The sequence below is a fragment of the Enterobacter asburiae genome, from assembly GCF_008080435.1.
GTDB classification, from domain to species: Bacteria; Pseudomonadota; Gammaproteobacteria; order Enterobacterales; family Enterobacteriaceae; genus Enterobacter; species Enterobacter asburiae_C.
In genome coordinates this window covers 347,947-361,760 of record NZ_VRKN01000003.1, presented here as the reverse complement: position 1 = coordinate 361,760, position 13,814 = coordinate 347,947, and the positions used below count along the sequence as shown (strand labels likewise).

11 protein-coding genes are annotated in these 13,814 nt (G+C 57.2%); 2 read left to right on the top strand and 9 right to left on the bottom strand.

The annotated features are described in order from the left end of the window. Positions 1-15: 15 nt before the first annotated feature. From FU672_RS07580 to cecR, 4 genes are read right to left on the bottom strand one after another with little or no spacing between them, the layout of a single operon-like run. A complete protein-coding gene (locus FU672_RS07580) occupies positions 16-1,149 on the bottom strand; it encodes an ABC transporter permease (RefSeq protein WP_148242783.1) in 1,134 nt (377 codons plus the stop codon). Beyond that, positions 1,139-2,878, bottom strand: a complete 1,740-nt coding sequence (locus tag FU672_RS07575; protein ID WP_148242782.1) for an ATP-binding cassette domain-containing protein — start codon at positions 2,876-2,878, stop codon at positions 1,139-1,141. The genes FU672_RS07580 and FU672_RS07575 overlap by 11 nt, the downstream gene beginning before the upstream one ends. Next, entirely contained in the window at positions 2,871-3,866 is a 996-nt protein-coding gene (gene hlyD / locus FU672_RS07570) for a secretion protein HlyD (protein WP_148242781.1), read from the bottom strand. The genes FU672_RS07575 and hlyD overlap by 8 nt, the downstream gene beginning before the upstream one ends. Further along, positions 3,863-4,540, bottom strand: coding sequence for a transcriptional regulator CecR (gene cecR / locus FU672_RS07565; RefSeq protein ID WP_148242780.1), 678 nt, complete (start codon positions 4,538-4,540; stop codon positions 3,863-3,865). The genes hlyD and cecR overlap by 4 nt, the downstream gene beginning before the upstream one ends. Before the next feature lie 207 nt (positions 4,541-4,747). Between cecR and rhlE the strand changes: the two genes are divergently transcribed. Then, positions 4,748-6,133 (top strand): ATP-dependent RNA helicase RhlE, encoded by a 1,386-nt coding sequence (gene rhlE / locus FU672_RS07560; RefSeq protein WP_033144989.1) that lies wholly within the window; start codon positions 4,748-4,750, stop codon positions 6,131-6,133. Between the two features lie 97 nt (positions 6,134-6,230). After that, the gene (gene dinG / locus FU672_RS07555; RefSeq protein ID WP_148242779.1) at positions 6,231-8,408 is read left to right on the top strand and encodes an ATP-dependent DNA helicase DinG; all 2,178 of its coding nucleotides are present in this window, start codon (positions 6,231-6,233) and stop codon (positions 8,406-8,408) included. Here dinG and FU672_RS07550 read toward each other — a convergent pair. From FU672_RS07550 to FU672_RS07530, 5 genes are all read right to left on the bottom strand, one after another. Then, entirely contained in the window at positions 8,395-8,898 is a 504-nt protein-coding gene (locus FU672_RS07550; protein ID WP_148242778.1) for a fimbrial protein, read from the bottom strand. The two genes, dinG and FU672_RS07550, sit on opposite strands and share 14 nt — an antisense overlap. A 7-nt stretch (positions 8,899-8,905) precedes the next feature. Further along, positions 8,906-9,892, bottom strand: coding sequence for a fimbrial protein (locus tag FU672_RS07545; RefSeq protein ID WP_148242777.1), 987 nt, complete (start codon positions 9,890-9,892; stop codon positions 8,906-8,908). A 21-nt stretch (positions 9,893-9,913) separates the two neighbouring features. Beyond that, positions 9,914-12,457 (bottom strand): fimbria/pilus outer membrane usher protein, encoded by a 2,544-nt coding sequence (locus tag FU672_RS07540; RefSeq protein ID WP_148242776.1) that lies wholly within the window; start codon positions 12,455-12,457, stop codon positions 9,914-9,916. A gap of 27 nt (positions 12,458-12,484) precedes the next feature. Next, on the bottom strand, positions 12,485-13,159 hold the full coding sequence (locus FU672_RS07535; RefSeq protein WP_148242775.1) for a fimbrial biogenesis chaperone: 675 nt from the start codon (positions 13,157-13,159) through the stop codon (positions 12,485-12,487). 68 nt (positions 13,160-13,227) lie between these two features. After that, positions 13,228-13,764 (bottom strand): fimbrial protein, encoded by a 537-nt coding sequence (locus FU672_RS07530; protein ID WP_148242774.1) that lies wholly within the window; start codon positions 13,762-13,764, stop codon positions 13,228-13,230. Between the last annotated feature and the right edge of the window lie 50 nt (positions 13,765-13,814).

Genomic DNA, 13,814 nt, shown 5'->3' with positions numbered 1-13,814 from the left:
TACAAAATCCGTTGGCTAATCTAATCTTCTTTTCGTTTTCATCCACGTCAACCCGATAAACATCGCCGCTGACGCCATTAAAAACAGCGTGTTGATGATCAGTACCACCGGAATATTCCCCGCCAGGAACAGGCTTTGCAGCGTGCTCACAAAGTAGCGAGCCGGAATAACATAGGTCACGGCGCGGATCACCGCAGGCATACTGTCTATCTGGAAGATAAACCCGGACAGCATAATTGACGGCAGGAACGCGGCGTTGAGGGCCACCTGCGCGGCGTTGAACTGGTTGCGGGTGATGGTGGAGATGAGCAGCCCCATCCCCAGCGTGCTGAGTAAAAACAGGCTGGTGATAAAGAACAGCACGATCAGCGAGCCGCGATACGGCACGCCGAGGATAAAGACTGCGACAAGCATACAGAGCAGCATCGCCAGCATGCCGAGGAAATAGTAGGGGATGAGCTTGCACAGCAGCAGCTCGACGCGTGTCACTTCGGTAGAGAGCAGCGCCTCCATGGTGCCGCGCTCCCACTCGCGGGCGATCACCAGCGAGGTCAGAATCGCGCCGATCACCGTCATGATAATCGTCACCGCGCCCGGAATAATAAAGTGCTGGCTGATGGCGGCGGGGTTAAACCAGTAGCGCGTCTGCACGTCGATGAGCGGTTCAAACGTCTCGCCCCGGTCTTCCGCGCGCTGCATCTGCCAGAGCTGCCAGATCCCCTCCGCGTAGCCCTGCACGAAGTTGGCGGTGTTCGGCTCGCTGCCGTCGGTAATCACCTGGATCGGTGCATCGGTATTCGCCCGCGCCATGTTGGCGGCGAAATCAACCGGAATGACGATCAGACCGCGAATTTTCCCGGCCTGCATTTTCTGGATCAATTCCTGCCGGTTGTCGCTGATGGTGGCGTCAATGTAGGGCGATCCGGTCATGGCGTGAGTGAAGTCCAGCGCCTCTTCGCTCTGCTGCTCCAGCAAAATCCCGACCCGGAGCTTGCTGGAGTCCAGATTAATGCCGTAGCCAAAGATAAACAGCAGCAGCAGGGGGATCACTACCGCAATCAGCCAGCTGCTGGGGTCACGCACAATCTGCCGCGTCTCTTTAATGCATAACGCGCGCACCCTGCGCCAGGAAAGGGCATTACTGCGCATGGGCATTCTCCTTATCCCAGTCGTGGATGAGGGTGATAAACGCCTGCTCCATGGTCGGGTCCGGGACCTCATCGTCGGCGGCCTGGTTTTTCAGGTCGTCCGGGGTACCGTGGGCAATCAGCTTGCCGCGATACACCAGCCCGATGCGGTCGCAGTACTCTGCCTCATCCATGAAGTGGGTGGTCACCATGACGGTCACGCCTTTTTCCACCATGCTGTTGATATGTAACCAGAACTCGCGGCGGGTGAGGGGATCAACGCCAGAAGTGGGTTCATCCAGGAACAGAATATCCGGCTCGTGCATCAGCGAGCAGGCCAGGGCCAGCCGCTGCTTAAAGCCGAGCGGCAGCTCGTCGGTGGCGTGGGAGGCAATGTTGGTTAACCCGAAGGCGTCGCTCATGCGGCGGATTTTCTCGTTCTGCGCGCGCCCGCGAAGCCCATACACGCCGGAGAAAAAGCGCAGATTCTGCTCGACCGTCAGGTTGCCATACAGGGAGAATTTCTGCGCCATATAGCCCAGATGCTGGCGCGCCTTGCCGGAGCTGACCTTCAGGTCCATATCCAGCACCAGCGCCTTGCCGGACGTCGGCACCAGCAGGCCGCACATCATCTTAAAGGTGGTCGATTTTCCCGCACCGTTCGGCCCGAGCAGGCCAAAAATCTCGCCGCGTTTTACCGCAAAATTGACGTTATCGGTGGCGGCGAAATCCCCGAACTTTTTAGTGAGGGATTTGGCTTCAATGACCGTTTCGCCCGGCGTGCCTTCCACCGTATGCAAAATGGCGGCAAGCGGCGACTCTGACGTACCCGCGCCGCCCAGCAGGTCGATAAACGCGTCCTCAAAGCGCGGCGCGGTCTCTTCTATCTCGATCTCAGGCATGCCAGGCGCGCGGCGAATATCGTCGACGGTGGCCTCTTTTTTGAGGATCAGCCGTACCGAGCGGCCCTGTATCATCCCGTCGCTGACCTGCGGCAGCTTGAGCACCCGCTGCAGCAGCTTGCGGTTGGACTCCTGCGGGCTGTGCAGCAGGAAGCTGCGCCCGGCCATGCTCTGCGTCAGCGTCGTCGGCTCGCCCTGATAAAGCAGTTCACCTTCGTTCATCAGCAGCACGTCCCGGCACTGTTCCGCTTCGTCGAGGTAGGAGGTGCTCCAGAGGATCAGCATGCCGTCGCCCGCCAGCTCGTGCACCATCTGCCACAGCTCGCGGCGGGAAATGGGGTCTACGCCGACGCCGGGCTCATCCAGCAGCAGCACCTTTGGCTCGCCGACCAGCGTGCAGGCCAGCCCCAGCTTCTGCTTCATCCCGCCGGAGAGCTTGCCCGCCAGCCGGCCGGTGAACGGGCCGAGGGAGGTAAACTCCAGCAGACGCGCGAAGGTTTTCTGTCTCGTTTCGCCGGTGACGCTGCGCAGGTCGGCGTACAGGTTCAGGTTTTCCATCACCGTCAGGTCTTCATACAGGCCAAACTTCTGCGGCATATAGCCGAGCATGGCGTGGAGGGCTCCGTCATCCTTGATCGGGTCAAGGCCGAGCACGCTGGCACTTCCTTCATCCGGCTTCAGCAGCCCGGCCAGCATCCGCATCAGCGTGGTTTTCCCCGCGCCGTCCGGGCCGACCAGCCCGGTCACATAGCCTTTCTGAATGGTGCAGTTCAGCGGAGCTACCGCAGGCTTATCCATCCCCTTAAAGCGTTTAACCAGATTGTTGAGCTGAATAACTGTGTCATTCATGTCGTTCCCCGTTGTTCACTTTTACGGTGACGGGCATGCCCTGACGCAGCGCGTCGTCCGCATCGGTCACGATGATGCGCAGGCGATACACCAGGTCGGTACGCAGGTCCGGTGTTTCAACGGTTTTCGGCGTAAATTCGGCGGTAGGGGAGACAAAGCCCACTTTGCCGTGATACGGCTTGTCCGGGCGACCGTCGGTATAGAGCAGCAGTTCGCGGCCCGGCTGCATCTGGCCGAGATTCGGCTCATCAACGTAGGCGCGTACCCAGACCGGGCGGGTCAGGGAGAGCGTTAAGACGGTGCTGCCGGCGCTGAGCATGCTGCCCGGCTCCACGGCGCGGGTCATCAGCGTGCCGTCAGACGGCGCGATTAAGGTGGTGTCGTGCAGATCCAGCTCTGCCTGAGCCAGTTGCGCCTGCGCCTGTTCAAGGCTGGCTTTCGCCTGGGCGATATCCTGCGGGCGGTTACCCGTGTGGTACTGGCTTAATTTATCCTGCGCGGACTTCAGCGTGGCCTGCGCCTGGTCGCGGGACGAGCGCGCATTTTCCAGATCGTTAGCTGAAATGGTGCGGCTTTTCCACAGCCCCTGCTGGCGCGCGTAGAAGTTCTGCGCGTAGTCATAGGCGGCTTGCGCCTGCTTAACGGCGGCGGCTGCCTGGGCGATCTCTTCGTCGCGATAGCCTGCCAGCATCAGGTCATACTGCGCCTGAGCGACGGACACGCCTGCTTTGGCCTGCAGCAGTGCATTCTCATAGGGCGCTTTATCGAGCATGCCCAGCGTCTGTCCGGTTTTAATGGCATCGCCTTCGTCAACGCTCAGCGAGGCGAGACGTCCGCCCACGCGGAAGCTCATATTCACCGTGCGAATATCCACGTTACCGTACAGCGTCAGGCCTTTATCCTGATGACTCTGATACCACAGCCATCCACCGACTCCCGCGGCAAGCAAAACAACAACCACCAGAATGATGGCGACAGGTTTTTTCATGACTTCAGGCTCCTTTGCGTTAAGCCTTGCAGGATCAGATCGAGATGACAGGCGATGACCTGGCTAATCTGCGCGGCTTTATCCTCATCAAATTGTGTCCAGCCGGTGCGTAACAGGATGGTTTCCCTGCCCAGACGGAAGGCAAGAATTTCACCCAGCAGGGCGTGGGTATGCAAAATTGTCTCAGTATCACTGGCATCCCGCCCGGTATAGGCGGCGATCAGCCGGGTCAGGTGTGAGTGCATTGGCTCAATCACCCGATCGTGCACCCGCTGGTAAGCGACTGTCGGGGAGAGCTGCTCCCGGGAGATAAACTTGCTCAGGTTGAGCGTATCGTCGTGCGTCAGCAGGCGGATCATATTGTGGCAGGCGTTGAGAATAAGCTGGCGAACGGCGGCGCGATCGGGCGACGGCTGGCTAAGCAGCGCGGTGGCTTCCTCAACGTGCGGGTGAAACTGCGTGCCGATAAAATCGGCGATCCACTCGGCGCAGGCAAGATATAAATCCTCTTTTGAGCCAAAATAGTAGGTAATCGCCGCAATGTTCTGCCCGGCCAGCGCGGCAATATCGCGCGTGGTCGCATGCAGCCCGTACTCACCAAACTGCGCCAGCGCGGCGGCGATAAGCTGATTTTTGGCCTGTTCACCTTTGGTTGTTGTGGGTGTCGTATTCATAGCGGCAATAAAAATTAATCAATCGATTGATTAAGATTATGCCTGATTCACGCTAACGTCGAGGGAATGCTGAGGGATATTTTATGCGCCACGTCACAAAAGCTGCTACACTCCGCCCCTTCGCGACATTGTGGTTTTTGTCCTCCCCTATTCGTTATATCTCCCTGAAAACTACACCTGTGATGGTCGGGGCGGTTCGGAGTTTTTATGTCTTTTGATTCCCTTGGCCTGAACCCGGAAATTCTGCGCGCGATCGCAGAGCAGGGCTACGTTGAGCCAACCCCAATCCAGCAGCAGGCGATCCCCGCCGTCCTGCAGGGTCGTGACCTGATGGCCAGCGCCCAGACCGGCACCGGTAAAACCGCGGGCTTTACGCTGCCGCTGTTAGAGCTGCTGGTAAAAAACCAGCCGCACGCCAAAGGCCGTCGTCCGGTTCGTGCCCTGATCCTTACCCCAACCCGTGAGCTGGCGGCGCAGATTGGTGAGAACGTGCGTGACTATAGCCGCTATCTCAACATTCGCTCGCTGGTGGTGTTCGGCGGTGTCAGTATCAACCCGCAGATGATGAAGCTGCGTAGTGGCGTTGACGTGCTAGTCGCCACGCCGGGTCGTTTGCTGGATCTCGAACATCAGAATGCGGTGAAGCTGGATCAGGTTGAAATTCTGGTGCTGGACGAAGCCGACCGCATGCTCGACATGGGCTTTATTCACGATATCCGTCGCGTGCTGGCTAAGCTGCCTGCGCGTCGTCAGAATCTGCTTTTCTCCGCGACTTTCTCCGACGAGATCAAGGCGCTGGCGGAAAAGCTGCTGCATAACCCGCTGGAAGTGGAAGTGGCGCGTCGCAACACGGCCTCTGAGCAGGTAACGCAGCACGTACACTTTGTTGATAAAAAGCGTAAGCGGGAACTGCTCTCCCAGATGATCGGTCAGGGTAACTGGCAGCAGGTGCTGGTCTTTACCCGCACCAAGCACGGTGCGAACCACCTGGCGGAACAGCTGAATAAAGACGGCATCCGCAGCGCCGCCATTCACGGTAACAAGAGCCAGGGCGCGCGTACCCGTGCGCTGGCGGAATTCAAATCTGGCGATATCCGCGTGCTGGTGGCGACCGACATCGCTGCCCGTGGCCTTGATATCGAAGAGCTGCCGCACGTGGTGAACTACGAGCTGCCAAACGTCCCGGAAGATTACGTTCACCGTATCGGCCGTACCGGCCGCGCGGCGGCAACAGGTGAAGCACTCTCGCTGGTCTGTGTGGATGAACACAAGCTGCTGCGCGATATCGAACGCCTGCTGAAGAAAGAGATCCCGCGCATCGAAACCCCAGGTTACGAAGTGGATCCGTCGATCAAAGCCGAGCCGATTCAGAACGGCCGTCAGGGCGGCGGTGGACGTGGTCAGGGCGGCGGCGGTCGCGGTCAGCAGCCGCGTCGTGCCGAAGGTGGCGCACCGAAGTCATCCGGCAAACCGCCGCGTCGTAACAACGACAGCAAACCGGCCGGTGAAAACCCGTGGCGCAGTGGCGAAGGGAAACCGGCAGGAGAAGGGCAGCGCCGACGCCGCCCACGCAAGCCTGCTAACCCGCAGTAATCTGGAAGCCCGGTCGTAAAGCCGGGCTTTTCTTTTTGCGGCAGCGAAGAGAAAGTGCCACAATAGTGGCTGTTTATACAGTATTTCAGGTTTTCCAATGGCTTTAACCGCTGCGCTGAAGGCGCAAATTGGCGCATGGTATAAGGCGCTACAACAGCAGATCCCCGATTTTATCCCCCGAGCGCCGCAGCGGCAGATGATTGCTGACGTGGCAAAAACGCTCGCCGGGGACGACGGGCGACATCTGGCGATTGAAGCCCCGACCGGTGTCGGGAAAACCTTGTCGTATCTCATTCCCGGCATCGCGATTGCGCGGGAAGAGGACAAAACGCTGGTGGTCAGCACCGCCAACGTGGCGCTGCAGGATCAGATCTTCAGCAAAGATTTACCGCTGCTGCGAAAAATCATCCCCGACCTGCGGTTTACGGCAGCCTTTGGGCGCGGGCGTTACGTGTGCCCGCGTAACCTGGCGGCGCTTGCCAGCAGCGAGCCGAATCAACAGGATCTGCTCGCGTTTCTGGATGACGAGCTGACGCCAAACAATAAGGCCGAGCAGGAGCAGTGTGCAAAACTCAAAACCGAGCTCGACGGCTATAAGTGGGACGGCCTGCGGGATCACACCAGCCAGGCCATAAGCGACGACCTGTGGCGCAGGCTCAGCACCGACAAAGCCAGCTGTCTGAACCGCAACTGTCACTACTACCGCGAGTGCCCGTTCTTTGTCGCCCGGCGTGAGATTCAGGAGGCGGAAGTGGTGGTCGCCAACCACGCGCTGGTGATGGCCGCGCTGGAGAGCGAAGCGGTGCTTCCCGAGCCGAAAAACCTGCTATTGGTGCTTGACGAAGGACACCACCTGCCCGACGTAGCGCGGGACGCGCTGGAGATGAGCGCCGAAATTACCGCCCCCTGGTTCCGTCTGCAGCTCGATCTCTTCTGCAAACTGGTGGCGACCTGCATGGAGCAGTTCCGCCCGAAAACCACGCCGCCGCTGGCGGTGCCCGAACGGCTGAGCGACCACTGTGAAGAGGTCTATAGCCTTATTTCGTCCCTGAACACCATCCTGAACCTCTACCTTCCTGCGTCCCTGGAGGCTGAACATCGCTTTGCGATGGGCGAGCTACCGGAAGAGGTGATGGAGATCTGCCAGCAGCTGGCGAAGCATCTGGAAAAGTTGCGCGGGCTGGCGGAGATGTTCTTAAACGATCTGAGCGAAAAAACCGGCTCGCATGACGTGGTGCGTCTGCACCGCATTCTGCTGCAGATGAACCGCGCGCTGGGGATGTTTGAAGCGCAGAGCAAGCTCTGGAGACTGGCCTCAATGGCACAGGCGTCCGGCGCGCCGGTCACCAAATGGGCCACCCGCGAAGTGCGGGACGGGCAGGTGCACCTCTTTTTCCACTGCGTGGGCATTCGCGTGGCCGATCAGCTGGAAAAGCTGATCTGGCGCAGCGTGCCGCACGTGGTCGTCACCTCTGCGACGCTGCGTTCCCTGAACAGTTTCTCGCGTTTGCAGGAGATGAGCGGCCTGCGGGAAAAAGCGGGCGACCGCTTTGTGGCGCTGGACTCGCCGTTTAACCACTGTGAGCAGGGCAAGCTGGTCATTCCGCGCATGACGTTTGAGCCGCTCATCGACAACGAAGAGCAGCATATTGCGGAGATGGCGGCTTACTTCCGCGAACAGGTCGAGAGCAAAAAATATCCCGGCATGCTGGTGCTGTTTGCCAGCGGGCGTGCGATGCAGCGTTTCCTGGAGCACGTCACCGATTTGCGTTTACTCCTGCTGGTGCAGGGCGATCAGCCGCGCTACCGGCTGGTGGAAACCCACCGCAAGCGCATCGATAACGGCGAGCGCAGCGTGCTGGTGGGGCTACAGTCCTTTGCCGAAGGTCTGGATCTGAAAGGGGATTACCTGACGCAGGTGCATATCCATAAAATCGCCTTTCCGCCCATCGACAGCCCGGTGGTGATCACCGAGGGAGAATGGCTGAAAAGCCTTAACCGCTATCCGTTTGAAGTGCAAAGTTTACCTGCGGCGTCGTTTAACCTGATTCAGCAGGTCGGGCGTCTGATCCGTAGCCACGGCTGCTGGGGGGAAGTGGTGATTTATGACAAACGTCTGCTCACCAAAAATTACGGCCAACGGCTCCTGAACGCGCTGCCGATCTTCCCGATTGAGCAACCGGAAGTGCCGGAGGTAAAAAAACGCCCGGCAAAACTGACCGCCGGGCGTAAGAAAAGCATCCGTGCTAAGGGGCGCGGTCCTACTGGTAAGTGAAGGTGACCTGAATAACGCTGTTGAAGGTGCCTGCGCTGACCGGCATTGAGGTGGTGTAATAGCGCGCGGCCAGCGGGAAATCGACGGTGTGGTCACTCTGGTTGACGAGCGCGCTGAAACTGGCCTGCGGGGCGATCAACATATTGTCCGGACGGTCTGCCAGCTCCAGCGCCAGTCCACCCGCGCTGCCCGTGTTGGCAAATTTGTTCGGATGGGCGGCGTCCGCCTGGCCCATAAATGTCGCCGTCGCAAGCGTGGTGGTCGACGGGCATTTTGAGAGCGTCAAATCAAACGCTTTCCACTCACCGGTATCCCCCACATCTTTAAAATTGCCCGCAACTGCCTGCCCTAAATCGACGGTCAGGTTCTGGCTTGCCGTATCGACTGAGCAGGTATTGGCATAAATATTTCCCGTCATCGCTATCTGAATGTCTTCAGCGTAAGCGGTGGACAACAGACCGAGAGCCAGCAAAATCAGCGTTTTTTTCATTATTAACCTACTTATATGCAACGGTAATGGTCGCCACGGTATTGGCCGGTCCGGGGGTGACGGTATTGCTGATTTGCTCGTAACGAACCTTAAAGGGAATGTTTAGCGTTTCGTTGGCGTTCGCGGGGCTTGAGGTGGTGAAGTACTCATCAAAAGCGGGAACCTTGTTATCGGCGACGATAAATACCCCCACTCCTGTTGCTACGCCGCTTTCCGGGGTTAGCTTAATTACCCCTTCGTAGCCGGGGACATAGCCGTTCGCGCTGCTGATCTTCAGCTCCGGCTGAACCGTCGTATTACAGTTCAGGCTAACGTTAAAGTCCTTTTCGTCGGTGAGCATGCCGGTTGAGAAGAACTGGCTAACCGGGAAATCACCCAGTACCACGGTCAGGCTTTTTGGCGAGACGGAGCAGGTCACCTGCTGGACATTGATATTCCCTGCGTAGGCGATAGAGTTCGGATCACCGATGCCGTCGTGGTGATAAACACCAATCCCAAAACGGGTCTGACTTTGATTCAGTGTGCCTGATGTCACCGTATCGCTGGTTTTGACCAGCTCAAGCGTAACCTCAAAGTTAAAAGAGAGATTGCCGTCACTGGAGACATAACCGACAGGCGTTCCCGTAGAGATGCAGTTTACGCCTCCGGCTCCGCTGATGCGTTGACCCTGATCGTTCATCAATGCAACACCGACACCAGGTACGCCAGAATCGTAGACGCCTTTCAGGCCCGGGATTTCCGCGCCAGTGCCGTAATAGCAAGAGACAATTTCCAGCCCGCTTTCTACCGCCTGATCGCAATGACCGGCGACATGGGTGATCTGTTCGGTGCCGGGAATGGTCTCGCCAACCGCCAGCGTCGTCGGGACGGCGATGGATGCCACATTGATCATTTTGGGCAGATCCGGCGTGGTGCATGTCGCTTTCGCATGCGGCATAAATAACGCGGCGGTTCCCAGAACCAGTAAGAAGAAGCACTGTTTAATCATTTGCATAATATTTGCCTGATGGATGCATCAATGACACTGCGCCGCAGCGTTGATAATGCTGGTTTTCTCGTTCTCATCCGTTAGCGCGTAGTCAGCGACGCAGTGCTCGCTCACATCCTCTCCCCAGGAGACGGCGAGGTGCCCTTGCGGTGGCAGACCTGAGAGGTAGGTCTGTCCGTCGTTACCGACAATAAATTCGCTGTCCTTATCCTCCGTGGTCACCGTTGCACCGAAGGGCAGCGGTTTGCCGTTGTGGGTGAGCGTCATCAGAACGCGACTGCCCACGCGGGTATTAAAGCTCGCACGCACCACGGCGCCGCGTGTTGGGGTCACCACCTGCGCCGCGTGCGTCACGTCGGCGTTGTCCGGCAGCGTTTCGGTATCCAGCGCGATGGTGTTATGGCGATATGCGGTGACGAACGGCACGACGGTATAGCCGCGGAAATCGGTCTCAACGCCCGTCTGGTTAGCAATATGCGTTCCGTGGGTGCCGGGTGCTTTCACCAGCGCGATGGTCTCACCGAGCGGTTGGCTCAGGGTGATCCCGTTAGCATGAGCAACCACGCCACCCTGCAAACCAACGTTAACGGTCTGCTGATACTTATCCTGACTGACGCCGCCACTCACTTCGCCATAGGTCGCTTTGTAATCGGCATTCAGACTGGTCGAGTTACCGCTGCCGGTACTGCTCAGCCCCTGCTGAATATTCCAGTTCAGGTTGTCTTCCTTCAGCGCCGTGCCGTTAAGACCGATGTTCTGCGTGGTGCCGTCTTTGGTGTTATTCAGGTTGTAGGTGGCCCAGGTGTTATGCATCCAGTGGTCCAGCGGAACGGAGACGCTCAGCGAGAACTGGTTGTCGTTCGTCACTTCGTCGCCGTTTTCATCGCTGTCGTCAGTGTTCTTGTTCATGCTGTAGCTCAGGCTGTAGCTCACCCCGTGCCAGCTGTTGTTGTAGCTGACGCTCATGGAGGTCATGTCCTGGCTCTGGCTCCAGTAAGTCTCTTTCACCATGCTCAGGGTGACGGACCCCCAGCCTTCAGGCAGCGTCTGGTCGACGGTGGCCTCGGTTCGGGCGCGGCGCTGCTGAGGGGCAGACCAGTCGTCAGAGCGGGTGTAAGACTCCATGGTGTCTTCCAGGGTGTAAAACCCTTTGCTGTTGTAGCGATAGCCCGCGAGCGAGAAGTTGGTGCCTGAACCGGCGAAATCTTTGCTGTAGCGCACGCGCCAGGACTGGCCCTTGCTGGACTGCTGCTTTTTCAGCAGGGCTTTCGCACGGGTGACGTCGATGGAGAACGCCCCTAAATCGCCCATGTTTTTCCCGGCGCCGAGCGCCTGGGACTGATAATGACTGCTCTGCTGCACGCCGCCGTAGGCGGTGAAACCATAGGGCAGGCCGTAAATCGCGCTGCCCTGAGCAAACGGGGTCTTCTCGACGTCTTTGTCGTAAGAACGGTACCGCCCGGCGGTCACGCTGTAGCGCAGGTTTTTTTCACGCTGCAGTACCGGTACGGAGGCATACGGCACCACGAAATGGCTTTCGCTGCCGTCGGTCTCTTTCACGGTGACCTGCAAATCGCCGCTGCTGCCGGTGGGGTAGAGATCGTTAATTTCAAACGCGCCGGGCGCGACCGTGTTCTGATAAATGACGTAGCCATTCTGGCGTACCATCACCAGCGCATTGCTGTGTGCGGTGCCGCGAATAATCGGCGCATAGCCTTTCTCGCTGTCCGGCAGCATGTCGCTGTCGGATTTAATCTCCACGCCGGTGTAGGGCACGCTGTCAAAAACATCAGAAGGTGAGGAGCTTTGCCCAACGGTGAGATCGCTCTTCATCGCGATGATATCGCGCTGGGCATAGGTATAAACGGAGGAGAATTTTTGCTGCTCTTCTTTTCCCTGTGTGCTGCGATTCCACGTGGAGTAGTTGCGCACGCGCCAGGCACCGACGTTAAAACCGGGACGCAGGTTAACGTACTGGCTACTGTTATCCTGCTCGCCCGACTGACGCGCATGGCTCTGGCTGGCGGTCGCGCTGTAGTTGAGAATACCCGCGGTGATCCCCTCGTCGAATTCTTTCGGGTCGATATAGCCGCGTGGAACCTGACCCAGGGCCAACTGTGGAATACTGAGCAGCAACTGCTGATTGCGAACGTGAAACGATGCGGAGGTTGCCGGGATGGCGGTTAAATCGGCGCATCGGCCTTTTGCCATCAGCCCCGGGTATTTTCGGGTCTTGATCCCAAGGCTTTTTAAATCGCTCAGGCTAAAGCAGGGCTGAAGTGAACTGTTGCCGTGCGAATCTTTTTGTAATGTGAACGTGACGTCGCGGGTATCAATTTTATTGTTATTAATAAAAATGGCGACCTGATATTTACCCGGTGCCTGCCCTGGCCCTTTTTCGTAAACCGACAGATCGGTCTTACCCTGTTGTGGATTATCAATGTCCAGCAGCGCCGGGTTAAAATAATCATCAGCCATAACCTGCTGCGCAAAGATCGCCAGTGCCAGGCCACAGAGAATGACCAGCAGTGATGAAATTCGGCAGGTGAACCGTTTTTTATGGCTGTACATGATGAGAGTAATTATCTGCGCGTGATATTAGTGGACTGATTTCGACCAGGTCTGGCTGATGCTGCCGTAATCCGTAATAATGGAATACGCGACAGTGGAACCGCTGACGTTGCCAGGTAAGGCAAAATGCGTTTCCGTTTCAGGTATTGCCCATGTGGCTTTATCCACTTTATGGCCGTTAAGCGTCACCTTCTGGAAATTCATATAGAAAGGCGTGGGGTTATTCACGACCAAATCGTTGCCCTCACGATGCCACTCAAGTTTATTCGCAACATCTTCAGGTTTGCCTTTAACCGCCGTTGGGCGATACAACAATTTTATGCGCGTATTAATGGCAATTTGCAGGGTATTCATCCCGTCAACGTGCTTTGACGAGGGGATGGCTTTGATATTCAGCCAGTACAAGGATTCACGATCTTCCGGTAAATTACCGCCGGTGCGCACCACGCGCAGAACGTTATCCTCTTTCGCATCAAGGCGAAAAAGCGGAGGGGTGATCAGGAAAGGGGCTTTGGCCAGATTTTTACCGCCAGCGTCGACCCAGGACTGTACCAGATAATCCGTTGTATCCGGGTTTGAAAGACCAAGAGACGATTCCTTTTTATCTCCCTGGTAGACCAGACGTGTGCCATTAATAATGACACCTGCATGTGCAGTGGCGGTCGCCAGTAAAAGCGTGCTCAGTAAATAACCGTGGCGCATAAATATTTCTCAATAATAGGAGAGATATTAACGCGTATAAACGCGTTAATATCTCAGGATTGATAATATCAGTTATAGATAACGGTGAAGGTCGATACAGAATTAGCTGGACCTGCGGTAATCGCGGCCCCGGTTTGAATATAGCGAGCACCGAATATCAGGTCGTTAACCGCCGTACCGGAGGCTAACGCATATTGCTGAGAAGGGGTATACAGACTCACCGGCTGCTCAGAAGCGTCAACCAGCTGAATAGCTACACCCGTTGCAGCATCCACATCCGGCGTTAATGCCAGCGTGGCGTTGTTATTCGCATCCGGCGTTCCGCCGAAGTTAATCGCTGCGGAGGTAACCGTTTCCGGACAGTCTTTTAACTGAATATCGAACTTCGTTAACGTGCTGGTAGAGCCTGCACCGGTAAATACCGTTTTAGAGACTTTGCCTAACTGAACGTTTAACGGGTTACTTAACCCATTAACCACCTGACATGCTGAATCAATAATTTCCCCGGTGAAGTTGATCTGACCTTCACCGTTTGTTGCCGCAAATGCGGATGCAGAACACCCCACCGCTGCGGCGACGAATAAACCTAAAGCAACCTTGTTCATAGTGAATCCTGATATGTTACTGGTGCGAACGTTGCCTGGACGTTTTCACC